Source organism: Geovibrio thiophilus (assembly GCF_004087915.1).
In the GTDB taxonomy this organism is placed as follows: domain Bacteria; phylum Chrysiogenota; class Deferribacteres; order Deferribacterales; family Geovibrionaceae; genus Geovibrio; species Geovibrio thiophilus.
The window spans coordinates 1,104,090-1,130,257 of the sequence record NZ_CP035108.1 but is presented as its reverse complement, the minus strand read 5'-3'; the positions used below and the strand labels follow the sequence as shown (position 1 = coordinate 1,130,257).

At 48.8% G+C, this 26,168-nt stretch carries 26 protein-coding genes; 11 read left to right on the top strand and 15 right to left on the bottom strand.

Annotated features, from left to right (window positions below; all coding sequences use genetic code 11):
• The first annotated feature begins 224 nt into the window (after positions 1–224).
• On the top strand, positions 225–776 hold the full coding sequence (locus EP073_RS05325) for a DJ-1 family glyoxalase III (protein WP_128466129.1): 552 nt from the start codon (positions 225–227) through the stop codon (positions 774–776).
• Here the strand turns inward: EP073_RS05325 and EP073_RS05320 are convergent.
• From EP073_RS05320 to EP073_RS05310, 3 genes are read right to left on the bottom strand one after another with little or no spacing between them, the layout of a single operon-like run.
• A complete protein-coding gene (locus EP073_RS05320; RefSeq protein ID WP_164885281.1) occupies positions 761–2,677 on the bottom strand; it encodes a transglutaminase TgpA family protein in 1,917 nt (638 codons plus the stop codon). The two genes, EP073_RS05325 and EP073_RS05320, sit on opposite strands and share 16 nt — an antisense overlap.
• Positions 2,670–3,560 carry a DUF58 domain-containing protein gene (locus EP073_RS05315; RefSeq protein WP_128466127.1) on the bottom strand — a complete coding sequence of 297 codons (891 nt, stop codon included), beginning with the start codon at positions 3,558–3,560 and terminating at the stop codon, positions 2,670–2,672. Before EP073_RS05315 ends, EP073_RS05320 begins: the two co-directional genes overlap by 8 nt.
• Complete coding sequence (locus EP073_RS05310) at positions 3,557–4,489, bottom strand: AAA family ATPase (protein ID WP_128466126.1); 933 nt, start codon at positions 4,487–4,489, stop codon at positions 3,557–3,559. Before EP073_RS05310 ends, EP073_RS05315 begins: the two co-directional genes overlap by 4 nt.
• A 281-nt stretch (positions 4,490–4,770) precedes the next feature.
• On the opposite strand from EP073_RS05310, the gene EP073_RS14065 reads away from it, so the two are divergent.
• The 5 genes from EP073_RS14065 (at position 4,771) to EP073_RS05285 (ending at position 8,025) form a co-directional block, all read left to right on the top strand.
• Entirely contained in the window at positions 4,771–6,273 is a 1,503-nt protein-coding gene (locus EP073_RS14065; RefSeq protein WP_128466125.1) for a methyl-accepting chemotaxis protein, read from the top strand.
• A 54-nt stretch (positions 6,274–6,327) separates the two neighbouring features.
• Entirely contained in the window at positions 6,328–6,591 is a 264-nt protein-coding gene (locus tag EP073_RS05300) for a hypothetical protein (protein ID WP_128466124.1), read from the top strand.
• A gap of 86 nt (positions 6,592–6,677) precedes the next feature.
• Positions 6,678–7,292: a hypothetical protein gene (locus tag EP073_RS05295; RefSeq protein WP_128466123.1), complete on the top strand. Its 615-nt coding sequence runs from the start codon at positions 6,678–6,680 to the stop codon at positions 7,290–7,292.
• Between the two features lie 90 nt (positions 7,293–7,382).
• Positions 7,383–7,676 (top strand): type II toxin-antitoxin system HigB family toxin, encoded by a 294-nt coding sequence (locus EP073_RS05290; RefSeq protein WP_128466122.1) that lies wholly within the window; start codon positions 7,383–7,385, stop codon positions 7,674–7,676.
• Position 7,677: 1 nt separating this feature from the next.
• A complete protein-coding gene (locus EP073_RS05285; protein ID WP_128466121.1) occupies positions 7,678–8,025 on the top strand; it encodes a helix-turn-helix domain-containing protein in 348 nt (115 codons plus the stop codon).
• 200 nt (positions 8,026–8,225) lie between these two features.
• On the opposite strand, the gene glyQ is transcribed toward EP073_RS05285, so the two are convergent.
• The 5 genes from glyQ to amrA all read right to left on the bottom strand — a co-directional run bounded on the left by glyQ (position 8,226) and on the right by amrA (position 13,137).
• Entirely contained in the window at positions 8,226–9,095 is an 870-nt protein-coding gene (gene glyQ, locus EP073_RS05280) for a glycine--tRNA ligase subunit alpha (protein ID WP_128466120.1), read from the bottom strand.
• 9 nt (positions 9,096–9,104) lie between these two features.
• Positions 9,105–10,316, bottom strand: a complete 1,212-nt coding sequence (locus tag EP073_RS05275) for an argininosuccinate synthase (RefSeq protein ID WP_128466119.1) — start codon at positions 10,314–10,316, stop codon at positions 9,105–9,107.
• A 33-nt stretch (positions 10,317–10,349) separates the two neighbouring features.
• The gene (gene argF / locus EP073_RS05270; protein WP_128466118.1) at positions 10,350–11,276 is read right to left on the bottom strand and encodes an ornithine carbamoyltransferase; all 927 of its coding nucleotides are present in this window, start codon (positions 11,274–11,276) and stop codon (positions 10,350–10,352) included.
• Positions 11,273–12,436 carry an aspartate aminotransferase family protein gene (locus tag EP073_RS05265; RefSeq protein ID WP_128466117.1) on the bottom strand — a complete coding sequence of 388 codons (1,164 nt, stop codon included), beginning with the start codon at positions 12,434–12,436 and terminating at the stop codon, positions 11,273–11,275. Before EP073_RS05265 ends, argF begins: the two co-directional genes overlap by 4 nt.
• A 146-nt stretch (positions 12,437–12,582) precedes the next feature.
• On the bottom strand, positions 12,583–13,137 hold the full coding sequence (gene amrA, locus EP073_RS05260) for an AmmeMemoRadiSam system protein A (protein WP_128466116.1): 555 nt from the start codon (positions 13,135–13,137) through the stop codon (positions 12,583–12,585).
• 167 nt (positions 13,138–13,304) lie between these two features.
• Between amrA and EP073_RS05255 the strand changes: the two genes are divergently transcribed.
• The 5 genes from EP073_RS05255 to EP073_RS05235 all read left to right on the top strand — a co-directional run bounded on the left by EP073_RS05255 (position 13,305) and on the right by EP073_RS05235 (position 18,760).
• Positions 13,305–15,158, top strand: a complete 1,854-nt coding sequence (locus EP073_RS05255; protein ID WP_128466115.1) for a methyl-accepting chemotaxis protein — start codon at positions 13,305–13,307, stop codon at positions 15,156–15,158.
• Between the two features lie 406 nt (positions 15,159–15,564).
• A complete protein-coding gene (locus EP073_RS05250) occupies positions 15,565–15,918 on the top strand; it encodes a succinate dehydrogenase, cytochrome b556 subunit (protein ID WP_128466114.1) in 354 nt (117 codons plus the stop codon).
• Positions 15,919–15,930: 12 nt separating this feature from the next.
• Positions 15,931–16,239, top strand: coding sequence for a succinate dehydrogenase, hydrophobic membrane anchor protein (locus EP073_RS05245; protein ID WP_128466113.1), 309 nt, complete (start codon positions 15,931–15,933; stop codon positions 16,237–16,239).
• A gap of 26 nt (positions 16,240–16,265) precedes the next feature.
• Positions 16,266–18,035 (top strand): succinate dehydrogenase flavoprotein subunit, encoded by a 1,770-nt coding sequence (gene sdhA, locus EP073_RS05240; RefSeq protein ID WP_128466112.1) that lies wholly within the window; start codon positions 16,266–16,268, stop codon positions 18,033–18,035.
• A 17-nt stretch (positions 18,036–18,052) separates the two neighbouring features.
• Positions 18,053–18,760 (top strand): succinate dehydrogenase iron-sulfur subunit, encoded by a 708-nt coding sequence (locus EP073_RS05235; protein ID WP_128466111.1) that lies wholly within the window; start codon positions 18,053–18,055, stop codon positions 18,758–18,760.
• Positions 18,761–18,851: 91 nt separating this feature from the next.
• Here the strand turns inward: EP073_RS05235 and EP073_RS05230 are convergent, their stop codons facing one another.
• The 7 genes from EP073_RS05230 to cysT are packed head-to-tail and all read right to left on the bottom strand — an operon-like array spanning position 18,852 to position 26,152.
• Entirely contained in the window at positions 18,852–20,432 is a 1,581-nt protein-coding gene (locus tag EP073_RS05230; RefSeq protein ID WP_128466110.1) for a nitrite/sulfite reductase, read from the bottom strand.
• A gap of 13 nt (positions 20,433–20,445) precedes the next feature.
• Entirely contained in the window at positions 20,446–21,798 is a 1,353-nt protein-coding gene (locus tag EP073_RS05225) for a sulfate adenylyltransferase subunit 1 (RefSeq protein ID WP_128466109.1), read from the bottom strand.
• On the bottom strand, positions 21,798–22,676 hold the full coding sequence (cysD, locus tag EP073_RS05220) for a sulfate adenylyltransferase subunit CysD (protein ID WP_128466108.1): 879 nt from the start codon (positions 22,674–22,676) through the stop codon (positions 21,798–21,800). The genes EP073_RS05225 and cysD overlap by 1 nt, the downstream gene beginning before the upstream one ends.
• Before the next feature lie 40 nt (positions 22,677–22,716).
• Positions 22,717–23,415: a phosphoadenylyl-sulfate reductase gene (locus tag EP073_RS05215; protein WP_128466107.1), complete on the bottom strand. Its 699-nt coding sequence runs from the start codon at positions 23,413–23,415 to the stop codon at positions 22,717–22,719.
• A complete protein-coding gene (locus tag EP073_RS05210; RefSeq protein WP_128466106.1) occupies positions 23,405–24,487 on the bottom strand; it encodes a sulfate/molybdate ABC transporter ATP-binding protein in 1,083 nt (360 codons plus the stop codon). The genes EP073_RS05215 and EP073_RS05210 overlap by 11 nt, the downstream gene beginning before the upstream one ends.
• Positions 24,471–25,337 (bottom strand): sulfate ABC transporter permease subunit CysW, encoded by an 867-nt coding sequence (gene cysW / locus EP073_RS05205; RefSeq protein WP_128466105.1) that lies wholly within the window; start codon positions 25,335–25,337, stop codon positions 24,471–24,473. The genes EP073_RS05210 and cysW overlap by 17 nt, the downstream gene beginning before the upstream one ends.
• Positions 25,334–26,152, bottom strand: a complete 819-nt coding sequence (gene cysT / locus EP073_RS05200) for a sulfate ABC transporter permease subunit CysT (protein ID WP_128466104.1) — start codon at positions 26,150–26,152, stop codon at positions 25,334–25,336. The genes cysW and cysT overlap by 4 nt, the downstream gene beginning before the upstream one ends.
• Positions 26,153–26,168: the final 16 nt, after the last annotated feature.

Genomic DNA, 26,168 nt, shown 5'->3' with positions numbered 1-26,168 from the left:
TCCCCTGCAAGATACGGGAACCACTGGGCGTAGTTTTTACCGTGATAGACCAAAGGAGGAACAAATGGCAAAAATCGCATTAATACTAGCTGACGGATTTGAAGAGATAGATGTACAGGATGTGCCGACGCCGTGCGCAGCGAAGCCGTGTTTAACACGGCGCGAGCGTACACGGTAAAAACACAGGACGTAGTTTTTACCGTGATAGACCAAAGGAGGAACAAATGGCAAAAATCGCATTGATACTAGCAGACGGATTTGAAGAGATAGAGGCGCTCGGAACAGTGGATATTCTCCGCAGAGCGAAGGCGGATGTTTTCATAGCAGGGCTTAAGGAAGGCGCTGTTTCGTCCAGCAGAGGAGTCAGGGTTCTGCCCGACGGGCTCATTGACAGCGTAAACGCTGATGACTTCGACGCAATAGTCCTCCCCGGCGGTCAGCCCGGAGCGGATAACCTCAATGCCGACAGCCGTGTGATCGATCTGCTGTACAGCTTCAGTGAAAAAGGGAAGCTCATCTGCGCCATATGCGCGGCGCCTTACATTCTGGCGGAAAAGGGATTTCTGAAAGGGAAAAAAGCAACCTGCTTCCCTTCATACGCAGAAGTATTGGGTGAAAGCTACATTGAGAAAAAAGTTGTGGAAGACGGCAATATCATAACCAGCAGAGGTCCCGCCACTGCGCCGGACTTCGCATTCGCAATTGTTGACAGGCTGATAGATAAGAGAATAACCGATACGTTAAAAAAAGCCATGCTGTATTACTGCGGGTGCTGAGTCTTCATCACCCGCAGGAGTTCGGCAAGCCGCTTTTTTTCATCCCTTGTCAGGTTTCTGCCTCTGTAATAAGCGCCGTGGAAAACTGCGGCAAACTCGTCCGCCAGCCGTTTAAGCTCCGGATCTTTTATATTGTTCTCGGTGAGTCCGGCTGACTGATTCATATCATAACCCTTTCTTTTCATAAGCTTACGGAAAGCATGGGCGTAGCCCTCGTCCTCTTTTGCCCTGAATATGCTTCTGAAACGCCAGACTGCAAAAAAGAGGACAGGAACAAGCAGATAGGGCAATACTGCTAAAGTCCTGAGCGCTATTGACCTGTAATCGTTTTTCAGCTTTTCGGCGGCTCCCCGCACGGAACGCACCGCTTTTACCTGCTTGGAGAAATCATAATTTATTACAAACGCGTTCCAGTAAAAATTCACTGTGTCCGCCAGAAGGCGCATGCGGAATGCGAAGGTTCTTTCGCCGCCGTTAAATGCCGAAGGCGCCGCAGGTGTCGGGTCGATGCGCCGCCAGCCTTTTCCGTCTATGTATGCTTCCACCCAGACATGAGCATTGCGCTGAGGCACAGCGTAATAACCCGCCGCACCATTGTAATATCCTCCGGCATAACCGCCCACAAGCCTTGCGGGAATGCCGTTCCTCCGCAATATTACCGCCGCGGCGGATGCGTAGTATTCGCAGTTGCCGAGCTTGGATTTAAAAAGGAAATCCTCCAGCGGAGTTTGGGAAACAGGCAGCCTGTCCAATGAATATTTGAAGCCGTTTCGGATGAAATACACCTGCATAAGCTCCGCCAATTCCTCGCCGGACACGATATTTTTGAAGCCGTCCGCAAACTCAGCCAGTTCCGCAGAAATCTCAGGCAGCTCCAGAAAGCGTTCATAATCATCAAATTCCTCGGTCAGATATTTTTCTGACGCGGAAAAAGCGCTGTACTGAATACGCTTCTGCACCGGACGGTTCATGGTGTAAACGAAATCCCGCTCACGTTCGCTGCCCCGCATATCTATATGAAAAGGAACATCCAGCCCGAAGAGATATTTATCTCCATACGGTTCAAGGTATACAGTCTGTTCCGTGAGGTTCTTCACCGGACGTATCCGCCCTCTTCTGCCGGAGCTGTGTGATGTGCTCCATGTTTTTCCGTCAAAGCTGTCCATCACTATTCCCCGCCAGTAGGGTGATGCGCCGATCATTTCCGGCATTTCAGCTCTGAAAATCAGCCTCGAATCCTGCTGAATTTCTGACACGTTCCCCAACGCCACGCTGTCCGAGAAGCCGGTCATTGTGCCGTCCTCCCTGTTTAGAAACTGGAAAACAGGATAATTTGTTCTGGGCAGAACGGCAAACAGCATCACAGCCACGGGAATTGAGAGCAGAGGTATGGCAATTGTTTTATATATAATGCGTTTTATGTGCTTGGCAGGCATCGCCGCACGTTCGTCCTCCGTTATGTAGGTGAGCAGAACCATTGAAACGGAAATCAGCAGAAACAGAGCAAAAACGAACGCCAGAAACCATATGCTTAAGCTGATCAGCGCTGAACCTGCTGCCATGAACATTGCTATCATGTATATCTGCATGAAATCACGGAATTTTTTGTTCGGTTCAATGAATTTTACCGCCTGAATCGCAAGCAGAGCCTCAAGGGCGGGAATCACCATATTATCCAGATTCATACGGGCGATCGTGAAAAGAATGATCATAACGGACAGTATGTTAAGCCACAGACGGGAAACTGAGTCCTTTTTCTGCGCCTCCGCCCAAGCGCCGTAAACAGTAGCGGCGAAAAACACCGCAGTGTAGGCAATTCCCGTCTCCCCAACGAGTGGAATGACGCCTGTGAGAGCTATAAGGTATGTGAGAATATTCACCACATTTCTTATCTCAGTCATAAAGAGCAAGCTCCCTGAGCATCTTAAGCCTGTGCGGAGTTGTGACATCCGGCGGATAGAGCTTTTCAGCCGTTTTCAGCCCCACAGGCGCACCCTTGTCCATCAGGCTGTTGATGAGCCACACAGCACATGAGAGCCTCTGCTCCGTGCCGCCGCCGAACTTGTCCGGATCTATAATAACGGGTTCAGCGCCGAGAGCCGCCACCTCCTTAACCTTCAGGCTGCCGGTGCGGGCTGTGGCTTTCCAGTGGATCATTCTCATGGAATCCCCTGCGGAATAATTGCGTATGGACATAAGCTCGGAGTCGAATCCTTTTCTGTCGGTCTCTCTTTCCCCCTGTCCGCCGGATTTTGAATCGGAAAAACCGGATGAACAGGGAACGGGAGCAGGAAACACTATTACATCTGCTGAATTGCTAAGATCTTTGTACCGGACAAAAAAATTGAACGGAAAAACCGTAGAAACGTACATTCCGCCTATGGAGTGTCTTCCTCTGGAACCGAAAACTGTTTCGGCGAACTTCACGGTTTCTCCGCCTGTATCTGTGAATGGGAAAAGCAGTTCCTGACCCCGCACATGTATGCGTATGAGAAAAGCGGGAAGAAACCTCCGCTCATTGACAAGCCTCACGTTCACCGGACAGACCCGTCCGGCGTATATCTCGTCAGGCAGGCTTATTTCCACCCGCAGGCGGTTCATGTCCGCCACGCCGAAGAAGCCGGAAACGGCCATAAAGCCCAGCATCAGGGCGACAATGATATATACAAGGTTATTCGCCGTGTTCACAGCGCCCACACCCATGAAAATACACAGGGCTATGTATATCCACCCCGCCTTTTTTATCCGTATAACTGACGGTGCGCCCTGCTTCTTCTTTTTCATGCGGGCATGTTCACTTCATCTATAAGTGAGCGGATGTAGAAATCTCTGTCGCTGCCCTGAAACTCTTCATTGAAGAGCACTCTGTGGGTTATAATATAGGGCGAGAGTTCCTTAATATCCTCGGGGATAACATAGTCACGCCCCTTGAAATAAGCATTCGCCTTGCCGAGACGTATCATGAACAGGGTCGCCCTTGTGGAAAGCCCCGCGCGGAGAAACCTGCTGCTGCGCGTGGCTTGGGCTATATCTAGCACGTAATCAATGATTTTATCCGCCGCCTGAACATCCTTCTCTATCTCTTTCTGTATAATCTCAATCTCCGCCTGAGAAAGCAGCGGTGCAATATCATAAAGCTCCCGCCGCCTGCTGCCGCCGCTGAGGATAATCCGTTCCGCCTCCCTGTTCGGGTAGCCGAGACTTATCTTCATCATGAACCTGTCAAGCTGGGATTCGGGCAGAGGAAAAGTTCCGAACTGATCGACAGGGTTCTGAGTGGCTATCACAAAAAACGGACGGTTCAGGTTGTAAGTGCTGCCTTCCGCCGTAACCTGCTTCTCTCCCATGGCTTCAAGGAGTGCGCTCTGGGTCTTGGGCGTTGCTCTGTTCACCTCATCCACAAGGACAATATTGTTGAAAACAGGTCCCCGCTGAAACTCGAAGCGGTTGTCATCCTTATTATAAATGGAAAGTCCGGTAACATCCGTCGGCAGAAGGTCGTTTGTGCACTGGATACGCCCGAAGCTTAAGCCAAGCGCCTTGGCGAGCCCGATGGCGAGGGTTGTTTTACCCAAGCCGGGCAGATCTTCAATGAGCAAGTGCCCTTTGGTGAAAAAAGTGAGGAGAGCAAGCCTGAGCCCCTGATCCTTTCCGTGGAGAAATTCTCCGAGAAAACCCATCAGTCCGGTTATCTGCGTATTTTTAATTTCCATAGCCGCCCTCCGTGGACATTTTATATATTGTACCCCAAAGATCATATTAATAAACAGAATTTCTTTTGCCTGTTTTTTTTGTCTTTTTACTTAACATTTATTTTTTATACGGATATTAACTATCAAAATCCAAGCAAACACTCCAAAGGAGAGGAGTTGACGCCTGAATTATAATCATATTTATTATATATGATTCACTATTAATTGACAAACATGCTAATAAAAGATTACCATTATTAAGTTTTCCGAAAATTCATTATCAATATTAAAGGGGAGAATAGATGAGTCTGATCACCTGCCTTTCCATAAGAACAAAATTCCATATAATGCTCGGATTGACCGCCCTGATGTTTTTTGTAACGGCAGCTTATCCGTCATACATTCTGGCGGGAATATGCACAGCTCTGTTCCTGCTGTTTATGTTCCTTTTATTCCGGTCGATTGTCGCCAAGCTTCAGGAAATTAGCTCCATGCTCGCCCATCTCTGCGGAGGAAAGGGAGACTTAACTGCTAGAATGCCCCTCATGAAGACCGACTGCTCCTGCATGGTGGCGGATATGTCGCAATCGCTGAACACTTTTATTGACTTTGTGGATAACGAGTTCGTGGATACTCTGTACCGCATAGGCGATGCTTCGGAGAAAACCATGCCAGTTTCCATGGCGGTTATAAAGGTGCGCGAATCAGTGGACGAGAACATGTCAATGGCTACTCAGGTTGCCGCCGCAAGTGCTCAGATGCGCCTTGCTATCAACGACATAGCAATGAGTGTGAACGACTCGTCCATGAAAGCCGCGGAAAGCGTGCGTATGGCGAAGCACGGAACAATGGCTATTGAGGAATCCAAGGCATCGATGGAAAGCATAAACGGCATAATAAGCGACCTCGGCAATGAAGTCGGCAAGCTTACCGAAAACGCAAACAAAATCGGCAGCGTTATCTCCGTTATCAATGATATATCCGACCAGACAAATCTCCTTGCGCTGAACGCCGCTATAGAAGCCGCGAGAGCGGGTGAAGCGGGAAGAGGCTTTGCCGTTGTTGCGGACGAGGTTCGCAAGCTCGCGGAGAGAACCCAGAAATCCACCAAAGAGATAGAAAACATGGTGAAGGAAATGCAGGCGAACATCCGTGTGGTCTCCAAAGGCTCACAAGGGGTCACAGACTCTGTGGAGATACAGAAAGGCTGCACAGAAAACGCCTTTGAAAGCTTCCACACCATAAACGCCGCAGTGGAAGACCTCAACAGCGCCATAGGCAGCATCTCCGCAGCGATCGAAGAACAGAGCGCCACCACGGAGGAGATAGCACAAAGTGTGGAAAACGTTGCCAGAGGCTCCGAACACACTAACGATGTGGTTATGGAGCTTATGGCGGATGCGAACCATCTCACCGGAAGCCTCAACGGAATAGCGGATAAATACGCCAAGCTCACCTACACCAGCAAAGGCTTTTATTTCGTGACAGCGAAAATAGCCCATATCGCCTTCATGAAGCGCATTTTTGACTGCTTCCAGAACGGTACGACAATTCAGCTTCCGGATCACACCACATGCGGCTTCGGCAAATTCTACTTCGGCAAAGGCATGGAGCTGTTCGGTAAAGATCAGGACTTTCAGGCGCTCGCAAAACCCCACGAAGGCGTGCATAAACTCGGCAACGAGATAATGAACAGACTTAAATCAAACAACAGGGCAGGCATAGAGACCTCCATCAATGAACTGGACAGAAATGTGAAAAGCCTTGTTGCAAAACTGGATGCTCTGGCGGACAAATACAGATAAAGCGTTTGACATCACACCTCCGTTTTTTTATAAATACTTTTCCGGAGGAGTGTGATGGTTGTTGTTTTTCTCACGCTGACATCTGTATACGCATATTACAAGGCTGACAGCTTCGCCCTGATAGGGTTCACTGCCGCTGTGTTTATAATTAACAAGGTCGCCCGTTATAAAATGGATCATGACCGCAAAAAGAAAGCTCTCCCATCCGACAAGGTAGACCCATACTCAACAGACATAAATATCATCACATTCCTTATACTTGTAGTCATTTTCATCCACAGCATGTACCGCATGCTCACCTTCGGAGTCACCGCATAACGCCTCTCAGGTAAAATTCACTTGTTTATAATTACGATGTGTCTAACTTTATACTTAACAGTTAATTATAATCAAAGGAGATGAACATGCGCAGGCTTCTGCTTATATCGATAATAATATTAGGTCTTTTCGGATGCGCCAGCTATACCGTAAATGTAACCGGTTACGGCGGTCTGGATGATTATACCGCAAAAACTTACGATTTCATGCTGTCTCAGGATATAAAAACAGACCTTGAAGCGATGGGCTACGTGAGCATGCTGGAAAAACAGCTTGCCTGCATCGGATGGGAGAAGGATACGAAATCGTCTGAATATGTGATTGCCCCCTCCTTCGGCATTACAGGAAGCAAGGATAATGAACCCAAGGCTCGCTTCGGAGTCGGAGTAGGCGCCGGAACCTTCGGCAGCGGACTGTCGCTCGGAACCTTCCTCGGCACATCCACAGGCTCTTCCTCAAGGGATGACTTCACCAAGTATCTGGATGTAAAGCTTTTTGCCAAGGGTAAAACAGGCGAACAGCCCATATGGCAGGGAAAAATCTTCATACAGGATTCAGAGGATAAGCTCAGCGAGGTAATGCCTGTTCTCGTGAAATTCGCCGTTGAAAACTTCGGCAAATCCACAGACGGCAGCAAGGAGTTCACCTTCAACGCCACAGGCAAAAACATGGAAGCGCTGGAAACCTGCCCGGCGGAGTAGAAACAAATAACAAATCAGACAACAACGGTATTTTTCCCAAAATGGGAAAAATACCGTTGACATATTCACAGCTACACTCTATCTTTATCTATGAGAATAATTGCCCGGAAAACCTTAACAGAATTTTATACACTACATCCTGACAGCAGAAATGCTCTTGAGGCGTGGTTTTATGAAGCAAAACAGGCAAAATGGCAAAGCTTTAACTGCATAAAGGAAAAGTACCGCAGCGTGAGCATTATCAGCGGGAACAGAGCAGTTTTCAATATATGCGGCAACAAATACAGGCTGATAGTTAAACTGCATTATACCGCCGGGCTGGTTTATATACGCTTTATAGGAACGCACAAGGAATACGATAAAATTAACGCCGCAGAGGTGTAAGATGAAACCGATAAGAACAGAAGAAGATTATAAAAACTATTTAAAAAGAACAGATGCCCTCATGGATATGCCTGAAACACAGGAAAATATTGATGAACTTGAAATACTTTCCATCCTTGTTGAGAAATACGAGGAGGAGCAGTTCCCCATAAATACCCCCGACCCCGTTGAGGCAATAAAATTCCGCATGGAGCAGATGGGGCTCACCAACAGTGATATAGCTCCGTCACTTGGCGGACACAACAGAGTCAGCGAAGTTCTGAAAGGAAAAAGAGGGCTGAGTATTAATATGATCAGAAAATTGCATAAAGATTTTAATATCCCGTACGAATCGCTTATAGGGGCGTAAGAGCAAAAAAAAGAGAATTGTCCGCGAAATAAAATAGCTGAAAAATAGTTGGGAATTTTTTAAAATATTGTAAAAAAGCGCACTCGAAATCAGGCAAATAAAAGCAGTTTCGTTTTTGTAGGTGAAAATAGTAATGCCAGCTTATATTTATAGGGGCTGCCCTAGATAATCGAAATAATCTAGGGCAGCCCCTTATATTTTTACTTCTTCAGTCTCGGAAAGCCCATGCTCTCGCGCATGGCGAGGTAGCTTTCCGCACAGAGTTTCGCGAGGTTGCGCACTCTGCCGATATAGCCTGTACGCTCAGTAACGCTGATAGCGTTGCGGGCGTCAAGCAGGTTAAACGTGTGCGAGCATTTCAGGCAGTAGTCATAGGCGGGTAAAGGCAGCCCTGTTTCCACTATGCGTATACACTCCTTCTCATACATTTCAAACAGCTTGAAAAGCATGTCCGTATCCGCCACCTCAAAGTTATGTCTGGAGTACTGCACTTCGTTGTTATGGTAAACATCGCCGTAGCTGACGTCCTTGTTCCATTTGAGATCATAAACTGATTCCACGCCCTGAAGATACATGGTTATCCTTTCCAGACCGTAGGTTATCTCTCCGGAAACAGGCTTGAGGTCTATGCCGCCCGCCTGCTGGAAATATGTGAACTGAGTAATCTCCATGCCGTCCAGCCATACTTCCCAGCCGAGACCCCACGCGCCGAGGGTGGGTGATTCCCAGTCATCCTCAACGAAGCGGATGTCGTGATCCTCCGGCTTTATGCCGAGGTTGCGCAGGCTGTCCAGATACAAATCCTGTATGTTGTCCGGTGACGGTTTCATCAGCACCTGAAACTGATAGTAGTGCTGAAGCCTGTTGGGGTTTTCTCCGTAACGTCCGTCCGTGGGGCGGCGGCTCGGTTCGACATATGCCACGTTCCACGGCTCGGGACCGAGGCAGTACAAAAAGGTTGCGGGGTTGAAAGTACCCGCACCCACTTCTATATCATAGGGCTGATAAAGCACACAGCCCCTGTCGCTCCAGTATTTCTGTAGGCTTAAAATTACATCCTGAAAATACATCTTTACCCCTTACTTCTTCGCTCTTGCGGCGTGCGCACGGAGGGGAAGAGAATGAAGCTTGATGAAGCCTGCGGCGTCTGTCTGGTCGTATGCGCCTTTATCGTCATCCATGGAGACAACCATCATGTTGTACATGGAGTATTTCGATTCCCTGCCTATGCAGATTACATTGCCTTTATAGAGTTCAAGGCGGACAGTGCCTGTCACATATTCCTGAGATTTTTCAAGGAGCGCCTTAAGGCAGTCCATCTCGCTTGAGAACCAGTAGCCGTTGTAAACAAGGCTCGCGAAGCGGGGCATGAGAGTTTCCTTAAGGTTGATAACAGCGCCGTCCAGCGTGAGCGCCTCAAGGTCTCTGTGAGCAGCCATGAGGATTGTTCCGCCGGGTGTTTCATAAACGCCTCTGGATTTCATGCCCACATATCTGCTTTCCACCATGTCCACACGTCCGATACCGTGCCTGCCGCCGATTTTATTAAGCTCAACAAGCATATTAGCGGGGCTGAGAGACTTTCCGTTGAGCTTAACGACTGTGCCTTTCTCAAACTCGATCTCTACAGCTTCGGCTTTGTCAGGGGCGTCCTTGGGGTCAACAGAGTATTCAAACATCTCTTTAGGAGGTCTTGCCGCCGGATCCTCAAGTATGCCCGCTTCAAAGCTGATGTGCATGAGGTTGTCATCGCTGCTCCAAGGCTGGCTTTTTGTCGCCTTAACGGGTATGCCGTGCTCCTGAGCGAAGTCCATTGCTTCCTGACGTCCTTTTATTTTGTTGAAGAATTCGGGGATTCTCCAAGGGGTGATTGTAGTGAGCGAAGGGTCAAGAGCCGCTGCGGAAAGCTCGAAGCGAACCTGATCGTTTCCTTTGCCTGTGGCGCCGTGAGAGAGGAACTTAGCCCCTGTTTTATGAGCAACATCCACCATGCCTTTGGCTATAATGGGTCTGGCGAGTGATGTTCCGAGAAGGTAGCGTCCTTCGTACAGAGCATTGAATTTTATTGAAGTAAAAACATAGTCCTTTACAAATTCTTCTTTAAGATCAAGGCAGTGGAAGTCCACAGCGCCGGAGCTCAGCGCCTTTTCCTTTATGGGTGCCACATCGCTTATCTGACCGAGATCGGCGACATACGCCACCACATCATAGCCTTTAAGCTGAAGCCATTTGAGAATTACAGAAGTATCCAGACCGCCGGAATAGGCAAGAACGATTTTTTCTCTGCTCATGTTATTATCCTCCGCAAGAGTATGCGTTTAAATTTATTTATTACCGCCCATCAGCTCAACCATAACGGCTTTCTGGGCATGAAGTCTGTTTTCCGCCTCATCAAACACCACGGATATATCTGACTCAAACACTTCCTCCGTGACCTCTTCGCCGAGGTGCGCCGGAAGGCAGTGCATGAAGTAAGTCTTTTTCCCTGTGGCTTTTATGAGCCTGTCATTAACCTGATACTCAGCGAAGATCCCCTTGCGGTGCTCCGCCTGCTCTTCCTGTCCCATGCTTGCCCACACATCAGTATAGATCACATCAGCGCCCTTTACAGCCTCAAAGGGATCACGCAGAGTTTCTATCTTAGCGCCAGTAGTTTCGGCAATTTTCCTTGCCCCTTCCACTGCGGCGGGGAGGCATTCATAGCCTTCGGGAGTGGCGACCGAGAAGTCTACTCCGAACTTAGCGGCTCCGTAAAGCCATGAGTTCGCCATATTGTTTCCGTCGCCCACGTAAGCGACCTTCACCTTATATGTGCCGAAAAGCTCATAAACAGTCATGACATCCGCAAGCACCTGACACGGGTGAAAATCGTCCGTGAGTCCGTTGATGACAGGGACGGAGGCGTATTTCGCAAGCTCCAGAAGCTTTGAGTGCTCAAAAGTTCTGATCATTATTCCGTCAACATATCTGGAAAGGTTGCGCGCAGTGTCCTTTATGCTTTCGCCGCGCCCTATCTGTATATCGTTACGGCTGAGGAAAAGAGGATAGCCGCCCAGCTCGTACATACCTGCCTCAAATGAGACACGGGTACGGGTTGAGGATTTTTCAAATATGAGGGCAATCTTCTTCCCTTCGAGAAGGTGATGCTTTTTGCCCTCTTTTCTCTCTTTTTTCAGCCTGATGGCATCATCAACGAGTCTTTTAAGGTCTTCGGAACTCCAGTCACTCAGCGTAAGAAAGTCTTTTTTCAAAATTTACCTCCCGCAAGGACTTTTTCGATAATAGCAAGACCCTTGTCAAGATTTTCTCTGTCTATATTAACGGGCGGGTAGATCCTCACCGTTTCCATTCCGGCAGGGATAACCAGCAGACCCTCTGCCATGCACTCCCTCACGAAGTCGGCGGATTTTTCATGAAACTGAACACCTATCATAAGCCCTGTTCCGCGCACCTCAACTGCCTTTGAGCCGAAGACAGCCTTAAGCCTCTCCTTGAAGTAAACGCCCTTCTCCCGCACGGAGGCGAGAAAGCCTTCCGCCGTAAGCACGTCAAGCACCGCATTCCCTGCGGCGCAGGCGAGAAAATTTCCGCCGAAGGTGGTTCCGTGGGTTCCGGGAACAAAGTAGTCGGCACATTCGGGTTTGGCTATGACAGCGCCTATGGGCACTCCGTTTCCGAGAGCCTTCGCTGTCGTGAGTATGTCGGGCTTAACGCCGAAATGCTCATATCCGAAGATATGCCCCATTCTGCCCATGGATGTCTGTATCTCATCAAAGATAAGCAGAATATCCTTTTTATCGCAGTAGGCACGCAGACGCTCAAGGTACCCCTTCTCAACGGAGCATACCCCGCCCTCGCCCTGCACGGGCTCAAGGATCACGGCTACAACATCACCTTTTGAACATGCCTTGTCCACGGCGTCAAAGTCATTGAACGGAACATGGATAAACCAGTCCGCAATGGGCTCGAAACCCTTATGTATCTTCTCCTGACCTGTGGCGGAGAGTGTTGCGTATGTTCTGCCGTGAAATGAGTTTTTCATCGTCACGATCTTATAGCGCAGTCCGTCGTATTTCTTATTGCCGTAAATTCTCGCCATTTTCAGCGCGGCTTCGTTCGCCTCCGCTCCGGAGTTGCAGAAGAACACCTTCCCGCCGAATGAAAGCCTGCTGAGACGTTCGCCCAGCCTCTCCTGCTCGGGATTTCGGTAAAGGTTGGAGGTGTGGATAAGGGTTTCCGCCTGTCGCTTTATCGCTTCAGTAACTGTCGGGTTGCAGTGCCCGAGACTCACTACACTGATTCCGCAGCCGAAATCAAGGTACTCTCTGCCCGCTTCATCATAAAGGAAGCAGCCGTTCCCCTTCACGAACGCAACATCATACCGTCCGTAATTTCCTACCAAACTTGACATTTTTACCTCCATAGCCGGTGAAGAACATGCTCCTGTCGGTTTGCCGCCTACAGCCTTCCGCCGATGTGAAAAAAACAGATACCACAACGGAAAAAGGAAATACGTATATAATCATATTTCATGGATTTCTTCAAGATAATGATGTGTTAAACGGATTTTTCGCCGAAAACAACCGCCTCAAAGCGGTAAAGCTCTATATCATCGGTTTTCCACGCGTCAAAGGAAAGCCCTGCCTTGGCGCAGGTGTGGGAAATGAACTCGTACTTGTCCCAACCGTATTCGGTCGCGACCTGCGGAAGCAGAACGCCGCAGTTAAAGCCTTTCACTACATAAAGCCCGTCCCGCCCGACTTCGGCTTCTTCAACGGATTTTATGGGAATCATAGGGGAAAGGACGGATATTTCAAACTCCAGCGCATCAAACTCCCCCTGAGAGACGGGCGGAAAGCGGGGATCCTTAAGCGCCGCCTGAACAGCCATGTCGGCGATGTTCTTTACTATATTCATATCATTTCTGAAATTGCCTATGCAGCCCCTGAGCCTGCCGTTCAGATAAAGCGTAACGAAGCATCCGCTTTTAAAATTCAACCCTTCGGGAACCGGAGGAATTATGAACGGGCTTTTATCCAGAGAAGACTTGATGGCGTTTCTCGCGATCTCCAAAAGAAAAGACATCTCCTGACTGTTTATATCAAAGCTCATAAATCCTCCTTATAATTAATTATAACCCTATAATTTCTGCACTGAAAACAAAATCAGACTCAAGATCATTTGAAATCCCAAGAGTTAAGTATACAATTACTTTATACACACAAAGACTCAATCTGTGCCTGTGTCTGCAACACAAATAGCGGAGCAAGGAGAAAAGCATGATTAAAGGTCTATCACTTAAACAGAAAATTACCGGTTTGGGAATCATAGCAATAACAGGCTTTATACTTATTTTCATCAGCACCCGAGTGTATATAAGCAAATCAGAATTTCTTTTTTCTGAAGAACGGACCCTGCTGGAGACCAACATCAGCGCACTGGAATTACGCAGGCACGAAAAAGATTTTCTCGCCAGAGAAAGCATGGGGAATGTGGACAAGTTTAAAACAGAAATAGGAAAAACCCGCACGCTGCAGGATAGGCTTAAAGATACGTCAGGCGATGATTCTGTTCGATCATTCGGGCAGTCTCTGAATGCCTATGAAAAATCTTTTGATGAAATTGTTGCTCTTAAACAAAAAATCGGACTGAAAGAAGATGAAGGCTTGCAGGGGAGCCTGCTGAGCTCATCGCAAGAGATAGAAAACCTGCCTGCCGTCAAAGCATCCTCCGAAACTCAGAATATACTCTTAACGCTGCGGCAGAATGAAAAGAACTTTCTGCAAAGAAAGGAACTGATCTACAGCGAAGAATTTGACTTAACTTATAACAGGCTGCTAGGTGCCGCTGAAAAAAACGGTATTAATGATGAAAAATTTGTGCGGCTGGCAGAGTCATACAGAAATAATTTTCTGGAGCTGGTGCAGGCGGAAACAAAGCTTGGTCTGACGCCTGAAACAGGGCTGATGGGAGTAATGAGAAGCAGTGCCCACACGCTGGAAGACGCGATGGATGAAAGCCGGAAAAATATCGAGGAACATATAGCAGGTGAGTCAAAACGCAACTCTCTCATGAACATATCACTCATTATTCTCATATCGCTTATAGTGGCGGCTTTTACTTTGACTTTGATCATAAATGTCAGAAAGCTTATAGATTCTCTCAGGAAAACAACGGATAAACTTCTCCATTTTGCGGCGATTTCGCAGAACGCGGGGGGTACGGGAACAGGCTGCGAAATAACATCAATCATCAATGTTCAGAACATGCTGACGAAGAAAACATCCGAAACGATGAAAATGGTTAAGTTAAGCGCCGCAAGCGTGGCTGCCGCAAGCAGTGAGCTTTCCGCAGCCGCCGAAGAGCTTTCATCCACCTTTGAATCACAGAATGAGCAGATGAACAGCGCGGCGGGAGCCATGGAGGAGATGTCCTCTTCTTCACAGGAGGTTCTTGAAAATCTCCGCACAGCACTGGAGAAAAACAACCACGCGATAGAAAGCGTGGAAAAAGGACAGGGAAGGCTGAAAGAGCTGCTTGTATCCAACGAATCCATTCAAAAGGAAACAATTAAACTTTCAGACACAATAACAGGTCTCACTGAATCTTCACGTGAAATAAGTAATATACTGAATGTAATTAATGACATAGCAGACCAGACAAACCTCCTTGCGCTCAATGCGGCAATTGAGGCAGCCAGAGCGGGAGAAGCCGGTCGGGGCTTTGCGGTGGTTGCGGACGAGGTACGTAAACTTGCCGAAAAAACTCAGCTTGCGATAAATCAGGTGGATTCGATCATATCAAGACTGGCAAAGGAAACGGACGAAGCATCGAATAATATGCAAATTGCAGCAAAAAGCGTTGAGAAAGGCACTCATGCCGCTGAAGAAATGGGCAGCGTTTTTGAGGAAGTGATCGACAGCGTAAACGACGCCGGACATGCCAACAGCCTGATCGGAGCGGCGGTAAATGAACAGGCAATGACCATTCAGTCTATTAACCATAATATACAGGTTGCCGCCAAGGGACTTGAAGAAAGCGCCTTGGCGATTGCAGAAGTCGCAAACACCGTAAGCGACCTGCAAAGGCAGGCAGCTGATCTGGATTCACAGGTGGAAGCTTTCAACGTATAAACAATACGGGGAAAGTTATGCTTTCCCCGTATATTTTTTTAGGCTCAGATATGGAAAAATTTCTTAATGATTTTTATTTCCGTTATTTCCTTAATATTTATTTTCCTGTTCATTCTGCTAACATCAGAAACCGGACAAAAAGCGCCGAGCCTCTGAAACAGGGTTTTTGCGTCCCACGTTCATAACCGGAGCCCGCTGTTATCATACTTTACAACTAGTTTTATAACACGGTTTATTTTTATCTTTTTAAAACAAAGCGCCTTTAAATTTTCCAAACACACAGTCCGTTGCGGGCGCGGAATGTATACAATATACAATATGGTTTGACATGGTGCCCTATTTATGATAGTTATTTTTTGGAATAATTTAACATCGTTTGTTTTAATAACTACGACAGGAGTGTACAATGCCAAGGAAAGACCTTGTTACCTACCCGAAGAAAACCGGGTACCGCAAGCACACCGGAATGGTCGCATGGCTGCTGCACCGTATAACTGGGGTTATAATCGGTGCTTACCTTATTATGCACATTCTCGGCGTTTCCGGAACTGTTTCAGCTCTTTCATCAGTTACCGGCGCCGCAGTTGTGAAAGCTCTGTTCCTCGTGAGCTTCTCGTTTCACGCTTTTAACGGAGTGAGGATAGTCCTTATGGAGTTCGGAGCAGGCGCCCACAGGGAAAACTTCTCCAAATACTTCATGGCAGTGGTTTTTATAACCATCGTCATAACCGTGATCGGCGCGATTCCGATCTTCAGCTAAGGAGGAAAACTGATGAACAATTACAAATTTATGGGATCAAGCAACACCGGAACCTTTGCGTGGCTTATGCAGAGAATCTCCGGCGTAATACTCATCCTTGTTGTTCTTATGCACTTCTTCTCCATGATGAAGGGCGGAGAATACGGCATGATGCAGGTCGTTCTCGCACCTGTTATCGCCTTCGGTCTTTTCCACACTTTCAACGGATTTAAGATGATTACCGATGATTACGTCTCAAGCGCGGGCTGGAGAGGGATAATCCTCGGCGCATACTGGATATTCGGAATCACTCTTGCGGTTCTGGCGATCAAAGTCATCTGATTTAAAAATTTCAAGAGGTATTACCTATGTCTGTTAAAGTTGAATATCATAAGTTCGACGTGGTTGTCGTGGGTGCCGGCGGCGCAGGGCTCAATGCAGCTCAGGTTGCGTCACAGCATGTAAAAACTGCCGTTGTTTCGGAAGTTTACCCCACAAGAAGCCACACGATCTCCGCTCAGGGCGGCATATCCGCTTCCCTCGGCAACCTTGAGGAAGACCACTGGCACTGGCACATGTTCGATACTGTTAAAGGCAGCGACTATCTTGCCGATCAGGACGCAGCCGAATATATGACAAGAAGAGCACCCGAAATGATCATCGCTCTTGAGCACATCGGTCTGCCTTTCAGCCGTACCCCGGACGGAAAAATAGCACAGAGACCCTTCGGCGGACACACTGCCGAGTTCGGTAAAAGACCCGTTAAAAGAGCATGTTACGCAGCAGACAGAACAGGTCACGCCATGTTGCAGAACCTCTATGAGAAATCTGTTGAACAGGGAACACACTTCTACAGTGAGTTCTATGCACTTGAGCTTCTCGTAAACAACGGTACTGTAAACGGCGTTCTCTGCTACGACATTCAGAACGGCGAGTTCCACATTTTCCACGCCAAAGCGATTGTCTTCGCCACAGGCGGTAACTGCCGTATCTACCAGACAAACTCAAACGCACACATAAACACGGGCGACGGTCTCGCTCTCGCCATGAGAAAAGGCTTCAGCTGGTCTGACGCTGAGTTCTTCCAGTTCCACCCCACAGGCATCTACGGTGCGGGCAACCTCATCACAGAAGGCGTGCGCGGTGAGGGCGGAATCCTCCTCAATAAAGACGGCGAGCGTTTCATGGAGCGTTATGCGCCCACCATTAAAGACCTTGCTCCCAGAGACATAGTTTCACGCTCCATGATGAAAGAGATCCTTGACGGACGCGGCGTCGGTCCCAAAGCCGATCATATCCTCCTCAAGATCGACCACATCGGTATCGAAGCTATCCTTGAGAAGCTTCCCGGCATCCATGAGCTTTCACTCGTTTTCGCCGGCGCTGACTGTACGAAAGAACCCATCCCCGTTGTACCCACTGCCCACTACCAGAACGGCGGTATCCCCACTGGCTACCTCACTCAGGTTATTAAAGGCAACATGGACGGCGAAGAATACGTACCCGGCTTCTTCGCCGCGGGCGAATGCGCTTCCGCTTCCGTGCACGGCGCAAACAGGCTTGGAACCAACTCTCTGCTTGACCTCGTAGTTTTCGGACGTACGGCAGGCGAGCAGGCGGCAAAATTCGCTCAGGAAAACCCCTTTGTCGAACTCGTTGAAGACGCAGGAAAAGAAGGTCTCGCTACTCTTAACAAGTTCGCCAACGCCAACGGAACCAACACCTTCGGACCCGTATGGGAAGAACTCACAAGAATCATGCAGACCAACGTGGGTGTTTTCAGAACAGAAGAACTCATGGTTGAAGCGCTTGAGGTTCTTGACAAGCTTGAAGCAAAAATGGACGACTTCAGAGTTGTGGACAAATCATCCGTTTACAACCTCGACCTCATAGAGGCTCTTGAGCTTAACAACATGATTCTCGTTGCCAAAGCGGCTACCAAGGCTGCTCTTGCAAGAAAAGAATCCAGAGGCGGTCACTATAGGGACGACTACCCCGACAGAGACGACGCGAACTTCCTCAAACACACAGAAGTGTACCTTGAAGAAGACGGCAAAACCCCGAGAGTGGACTACAGAAAAGTGCGCATGCAGCCGCTTACTGTTGAACCGTTCCCGCCTAAAGCCAGAGTATATTAATCGGGAGGTCTGAGATAATGAAGAAGGTTACATTCGAAATATTCAGGTACGATCCCGACAAGGACAAGGAAGCGTACTACAAAACATACGATGTCGAACTGAGACGCCCCGGCTACCTCATGCTTGACGCTCTTAACCAGATCAAATGGGAGCTTGATCCCACGCTGACATACCGCAGATCATGCCGTGAAGGTGTTTGCGGTTCTGACGGTATCAACGTTAACGGCGTGAACATGCTCTCGTGCATGACAAAGGTTGAAGACCTCGGCAGCGATCACATAGTGATTCAGCCGCTTCCCGGCATGAACGTTATGAGAGACCTCGTGGTTGACGTTGATGATTTCTTCACGAAATTCATCACTGTTAAGCCTTACCTCATAAGAAAATCGCCCAATCCCGACAAGGAAATCTACCAGTCTCCGGAAGACAGGAAGAAGCTTGACGGTCTGTATGAGTGTATTGCCTGCGGATGCTGCTCATCCTCATGCCCCTCATACTGGGCTGACAAAAAATACCTCGGACCCAACGCCTTCCTCAGAGCATGGAGATACCTCGCTGACTCAAGGGACGAAGGAGCTGAGGAGCGTCTGCCTATCCTCAACGATAAGCACGGCGTATGGAGATGCCACACTATCTACAACTGTGTAGAGGCATGCCCCAAAGAACTCAACCCCACAGAAGCAATAATGAACATCAGAAAAATGCTTCTGGACACTGAGTTCTGATTTTCTATCCCTGTACAAATAGCAAAGCCCGTCTCTCTAGAGAGACGGGCTTTTTTTATATTATCTCCTGATATGAGCCTGCTTGAAGTCATCACAAATATTCTTTCAACAATGTCTCTGCCTCACTCCTTCCGCCGTCAGCGAGAAAATCACCGAAAGAAACAGCCCCGGAAGCCTTATATTTTTTCAGCACATCTACCGTAAAAGCAGGAATATTCACTGCCGGAAGCTCGCCGATATCTATACCTATGCCTTTCAGTGAACCGCCGATGAAGATGCGGAACCAGTCCGCCCTTTCGCCCGATTTATCCTTTCCTGCCTTGCCGCCGAACCCCAAATCAGCCAGAGCAGTATGTCCGCAGCCGTTGACACAGCCTGAGATCCCTATACGCGCGTCTTCAAAACCGCTGAGTTCCTTATCCGCCGTTACCGCATCAGTTATCCCCTTAAGCAGACCGGATGAAGAAGCGGCGGAAAGCCTGCAAAAATCTGTGCCCACGCAGGTTTTTATATCACTCAAAAAACCGTTCGCTCCGGCAAGACTGCTGATCCCGAAAGCAAGCCCTTTTGCTTCTCGAAGAATTGCCGCACTCACACCACGCAGCAGAATGTTCTGCGTCTGTGTGAAACGGATTTCGGTTTTCGGATATTTTTTGCAGAAGGCGATCACCAGTGCCGCCGTATCTGCTGAAACCTGCCCGAAAAACAGTGGAATTTTTACTGTGTAACGCCCTGTCTGCCTTTGCGGAGTGACAAAGAGATCAGTCCATTTTGAGTCTTCAAACACCCAGTTATTCGTTTCACGAGCATAGCTGAAGCTTCTGCGCTTTATTTTCAGTGATTTATCATCTGAGAATTTTTTCAGTTTTGTCTTGAGTATCTTAAAAAACTCATCCCTGCCCGTCCTTTCTATGAGGAAGCGCAGCCTCGCCTGAGATCGGGGAACCCCCTGCCCGTATTCCGCAAAAAGCTCGCCGAAAGCAAGCGCCGCAATAAGAATATCCGAAGCGGGAATGAAATCCAGCAGCCTGTCTCCGGTCATGGATTTTGCACCGAGTCCCCCGCCTGTGCAGACAGAAAAGCCGCGGCGCCCTTTCCTTTTAACAGCGATCAGTCCCAGATCCGCTATCGCGCACAGAGCCCTGTCCTCTCTTGAGGATGAAAGGGCAATCTTGAACTTCCGCGGCAGGGCGGTAAAGACAGGATACTCCGGCAGTCGGTTGGAAAGCTCCAGCCCGTAGGGTGAAACATCGAAAACGTCATCCGCCGAAACGCCGGAAAGAGGATCAATCAGTACATTACGGACGCAGTTCCCCCCCGCGGTTTTTGTCAGCAGCGAGAGATCCGCCAGCCTGCGCTGTAATTTTCCCAGATTCTCAGGTGCGACATCATGAAGCTGGACATTCTGCCTCGTGGTTATATGCAGAAAACCGCCCGCATACTCTTCCGCAAGGCTGATCAGTGAACCCAGCAGAGACGCATCGATTATTCCCCCTGCAAGACGTATCCTCTGCATGAACGTTCCCTGCTGTTTCTGCTCGTAAATTCCGAAACCTGCGCAGGTTTTCCGGAACTCATCCATATCCGTTCCGCCGCTCAGCCAACTGCGCAAAACGACCTCAAAGCTGTCTATAACTTCATAGTAACCTTCGGGAAGTCTGTACAAATCCACAGTGTTCCTCCCCTTACTCTTCTATGCTTCTGCATTCCCAGTGCGGATAATGCTTTCTTATGAACCTGTTGAGTTCTATTTCCTGATTGGAGTATACCCCGATTCTCTTCACCGATGACTTTTCAAGGGCGTCAAGGATTATTCCCCCACCTGCTATGTTGTAGTCATCTATAATCACAAATCTTCCCAAAGGCTCATTGGCATCAAATGTATCAAATGCTATGGGCGCTGATGTTTTAAGGAGCAGGGTCGCAGCCTCGTGCCGTCTGATCCCTTTCCTGTCCGTCTCCTTCTCAAGACTCTGGGCGTCAATAAGCTTTTCTATTTTCTCTATAGTGCCAGATACTTTGGCGCAACCTATTTTCAGTTTATATTCTTTGCCCGTTTCAAAGGGTCTTGAACCTAGCCAGAAAATATTTGCCCTGAATCTGTCGGATACCTTGATGCTTTCGTCCCCCTCCTTCACCATAACTTCCCCGGGCTTTACGTAAACCTGAGTTTCAAGGGTGAAGCCCGCTGCCTCACCTGCCCCTGCGCTGAATCTCTGTTCGGTATTGAAGCCTTCAACGGTGCTGATCACGCTGGTTTTACCGGAGGGGAGAAAATCCACCCTGTCCCCTGCGCTGATTCTGCCGGAGGAGGGTGTACCTGCGAAAATCCTTCGTTCATCATTGTTTTCCGTAAATTTATAAACGTCCTGCAATGACATGGAAAAGGGTTTGTCCTCAAGTGACTGCTCATCGTCAAAACCGTCCAGAGCCTCCAAAACGCTTTTGCCGGTGTACCATGGTGTGCTGACGGAATTTGAAATGAGGTTCACTCCCTCCCTCGCCGCAACAGGTATAAAATGCTGGGGCTGTACGCCGAGTTCTGCCAGAAACAGACCGTAGTCACGACAGATGCCTTCAAAGACATCCCTGCTGTAGTTCACCAGATCCATCTTGTTCACCACAACAGCAACCTGCCTTATTCCCAGAAGCGAAAGCAGAAGACCGTGGCGCTTGGAGTTCTCGGCTATCCCTTCCTTCGCGTCTATTATCAGCACTGCTGCGGACGCTCTGGAAGCTCCGCTGAGCATATTTTTAAGAAACTCTATGTGCCCCGGAGCATCGATTATGATATATTCCCGCATGAGGCTTTTGAAAAACACTCTGGCTGAATCTATGGTGATCCCCTGCTTCTGCTCATCAGCCAAGGCATCAAGCAGGAAGGCATATTCAAACGGGCGGGAATTGCCGGCGCACATTGCCTTCACCGCCTCCAGCTTACCTTCGGGCAGGCTGCCGGTATCGGCAAGGAGTCTGCCCGTCAGCGTGCTTTTTCCGTGGTCAACATGACCTGTTATGACAATATTCATCCTTTTCATTACATATACCCGTCCTTTCTCAGTGCTTCGAGGGTTCCGCCCCCCTCCTTGTCCTGCTCCCTGCCGGAACGCTCGGCTATATTCCTGAATTTGCCGCTTTTCAGCTCATCAATGATCTCACTGACTGTTCGCGCGTCCGACTCAACAGGCTTTGTGCAGGGCCAGCAGCCGAGAGAGCGGTATCTTCTGCCGTCCCCGTGGTTAAAGTACAGGGGGATTACCGGTATCTTTTCCCGTTCTATGTATTCCCAGATGTTCAGCTCAGTCCAATCCAAAAGCGGATGTATGCGGACATGGGTTCCGGGCGCAAATTCGGTTTTATACTGGTTCCAGAGCTCAGGCGGCTGGCTTGCGGTGTCCCACTCGCTCTTTTCATCCCTTGCGGAAAACACGCGCTCCTTGGAGCGGCTTCCTTCCTCATCCGCCCTCACTCCGGCTATCACTCCGGTGAAAACCTCTCTTGATTTATCCGGCACAAGCGCGCCTGTTTCAAAATCAAGCCTTTGCCGCTCCCACGCACCGGAAAGGGTATTCACAAGGGCTTCTGTCTTGAGCCTTTTGCAGCAGGCAAGCCTATCCAGTCCGCCGAGAAAGGTTTCATTATTTGCAAGGGCCTCCGTGTTCTGCCCCACAATGAGATTTATGTGGTATTTCAGGCAGAGCTCGTTGCGGTAAGTTATCATTTCCGGCACTTTATACGCAGTGTCTATATGAATAAGCGGAAAGGGTACATGCCCGAAAAATGCTTTCCTTGTAAGCCAGAGAAGAACAGTGCTGTCCTTTCCTATAGACCACAGCATGGAAAGGCTCTTGAACTCTCTGTAAGCCTCCCTGAGTATGTACACACTGTGCGCTTCCAGTTTTTGCAGATGATCCATTTCTACCTCGTATATTTCTTAAAATAATTTATGAATAAGACTATTTTTTCAGATGCAGACCGCATTCCTTATGTTCCGGCGATTCCCACCACCATCTGCCGCTTCTTATGTCCGCGGGATCTGATGCGGGTCTTGTGCAAGGCTCACAGCCTATGCTGAGGAAGCCCTTTGCATAGAGCGGGTTATGAGGCAGCCTGTGTTTCGCCGCATATTCCATGACCTGCTCCGTTTTCCAAGCCAAGAGAGGGCTGGCTTTATATATTCCTGATAATTCGTCATATTCCAGAACATCAATATCAGTTCTGGTTGGCGACTGCTCCCTGCGAAGACCTGTAAACCAAAGGGAAAAATCTTTCAGATAAGCATTCAGCGGAACAACCTTACGCACACGGCAGCAAAGCCTCCGCAGTTCGGCACTTCTGTAAAAAAGATCTTCGCCGTGCTCCTCCGTCATTCTCCGCACTTCAGCCGCCTGCGGTCTGATAACATCAAGCCGGATTCCGAAAAACTCCTCAACATCACTGTTCATAGCTTCTGATTCGGGAAAAAGCTTTCCGGTGGAGATGGTGAAGACCCTCGGCGTGCACCCTGCTCTTTTCATCAGGTCAAGCAGAACCACATCTTCGACCTGATGACTGAACGCCAGAGTATGGCGTCCTTCAAACACGCCGGAGAAAAATTTAAGCGCACCGAGTGTTTCCTCCTCACGCCAGCGGCTCAGAAGCGTTTTATATGACATAGCTGTACGCCTCCTCATCCTTGGTGTAGATTTTTGTATTTTTAAACCTGAGCTTCACATTTTCACCGACCTTCAATCCAAGAAGATCGGATGCGTCCTTTGAGATTTCGGCGTCTATGTACCTGCCTCCGCCTTCATCAGCATAAAGTTCTATGTTTACGACCGAACCCCTCTGGCGCATGAACGAAACCTTTGCGCTGATGCCCTCCGGCGAATCCGCGGGGAGAACCTGCACATCATGAGGGCGGACAAACAGCGCCGCGTCCTTAACGTCAAGTTCCTTATCTGATTCATCCACGGAGGTGTTCTCAAACTGCATGCGTCCGTTTACAAGTCTTCCGTGGAACAGGTTCACATTGCCCAGAAAGCTGTAAACAAAGCTGTTTGCGGGCTTATCATAAACCTCTTCCGGCATGCCGGTCTGTTCTATGCGCCCTTTGTGCATGATCACGATTCTGTCCGCCACCTCAAGCGCCTCCTCCTGATCATGGGTCACGAATATACTGGTTATATGCAGTTCGTCATGGAGCCTTCTCAGCCACTTGCGAAGTTCCTTGCGAACCTTGGCATCCAGAGCGCCGAACGGTTCATCCAGCAGCAGAACTCCGGGCTCCACAGCAAGCGCTCTGGCGAGTGCGACCCTCTGCCTCTGCCCGCCGGAAAGTTCTGACGGAAATCTGTCCGCATAGTGCTCAAGCTGAACAAGCTTAAGGAGATTCCGTACCTTTCTCCTGATCTCCTCCTTGGCGGGGCGGCTTTTTTTCGGTTTACATGTGAGACCGAACGCCACATTGTCAAACACCTTCATGTGCTTAAACAGCGCATAGTGCTGGAATACAAAACCTATGCCCCTTCTTCCCAGCGGCTGAGCGGAAGTATCCTCTTCGCCGAAATAGATTTTGCCGCTTTCAAAGCTTTCCAGCCCTGCTATTGTGCGCAGAAGCGTGGTTTTCCCCGAACCGGAAGGTCCCAGAAGAGCGATCAGCTCGCCGCTTGCTATCTCAAGGTCAAGATCTGTAAGGGCATGATAACCGCCGTAAAATTTGTTCAGTTTATCAATGGTTATTTTCATGTTTCACCGCTCTTTTCCTCTCGCTGATATTTTCCAGCACCCGTTTCGCGGTCAGCGTGATAACCGCCGTGGACGCCAGAATTGTGGAAACTGCAAAAGCAGCCGTAAACTGATACTCGTTGTAAAGAATCTCGATATGAAGAGGCACTGTGTTTGTCATTCCCCTTATGTGTCCGGAAACAACAGAAACAGCGCCGAACTCGCCTATGGCTCTGGCGCTGCAAAGCACAATTCCGTAAAAAAGACCTATTTTGATGTTAGGCAGGGTTATCCGCAGAAAGGTTTTCCAGCCGGAAGCACCGAGAAGTATGGCTGCTTCCTCTTCTTCCGTTCCCTGCTCCTGCATAAGCGAAATAAGCTCACGGGCTATGAACGGAAAGGTTACAAAAACTGTTGCCAGTATTATCCCCGGCACAGCAAAAATAACCTTAAAGTCATTGGCTATCAGCCATCTGCCCAAAGGACCGTGGTTGCCGAGCAGGAGAATGAACACAAGACCCGCTATAACAGGCGAGACCGAAAAAGGCAGATCGATAAGAGCCGTGAGGAAATTCTTCCCTTTGAAACGGAACTTTGTAACCGCCCATGCGGCGGCGATACCGAAAATAAGGTTAAAGACCACGGCCGAAACAGCGGCAACAAGCGTAAGCTTAACAGCAGCAAGAGCATTGGGCTCTGTAACTGACCTGACATAGACATCCCACCCGTCTCTGAAAGCCGTGGCAAATATGAAAACCAGAGGTGTGAACAGCAGAAGCACGAACATCAGAAACACAAAGCCGATAAGGGTATAGCGTACGAATGCCGGCTCTGTGAGGGCACTGCCGTTTCTTTTGACTGCCTGACTCATGCGGGAATCCTCCTTATAAGCTTCTTGAGAATGCCAAGAGCAAACAGCACGGCAAAAGCGGTAAGCAGAGTGACAAGAGCAAGGGCATTCGCCTCAGCGTAATTGTACTGCTCAAGTTTGGTGACTATCAGCAGCGGAGTTATCTCAGTCTGAAACGGCATATTGCCGGAGATAAAAATAACTGAGCCGTATTCCCCCAGCCCTCTTGCAAACGCAAGGGAAAAACCTGTGATCAGTGAAGGAGAAATGATAGGCAGTATAATCCGCCTTACAGTCTGAAACCTTGCGGCTCCCAGACTGGCGGCAGCTTCTTCAAGCTCTTTCTCAAGCTCTTCCAGAGCCGGCTGCACACTGCGCACCACAAAAGGGAAGGTGACAAAGATCAGGGCAAGGGTTATTCCCCACGAGTTGAAAACGACCTTTGTCCCAAACTTCGCCGGAATTGCGCCCAGCCACCCGTTTTCCGCATAAAGAGCGGTAAGAGTCACCCCTGCAACGGCAGTAGGCAGCGCAAACGGAAGATCCACAAAAGCATTGAGCAGCGATTTGCCCGGAAACTCGTATCTTGTCAGCACCCAAGCGGTGATAAAGCCTATGATAAGGTTTGCAGAAGCGGCAAAAAAAGACGTAAGCAGCGTCACCTTGTAGGACGCAAGAGATCGTGCGTCTGTCACTACTGCGGCAAATTCACCGAAAGACATTGATGTAACAGATATTATGATTGTGGAAAGCGGAATGATCACAATAAGGCTGAGAAAAAGCAGAGTATAGCCCAGTGACAGCCCGAATCCGGGTATTACATTGTTTTTGTTCATAGCCGCTCCGTAAAAA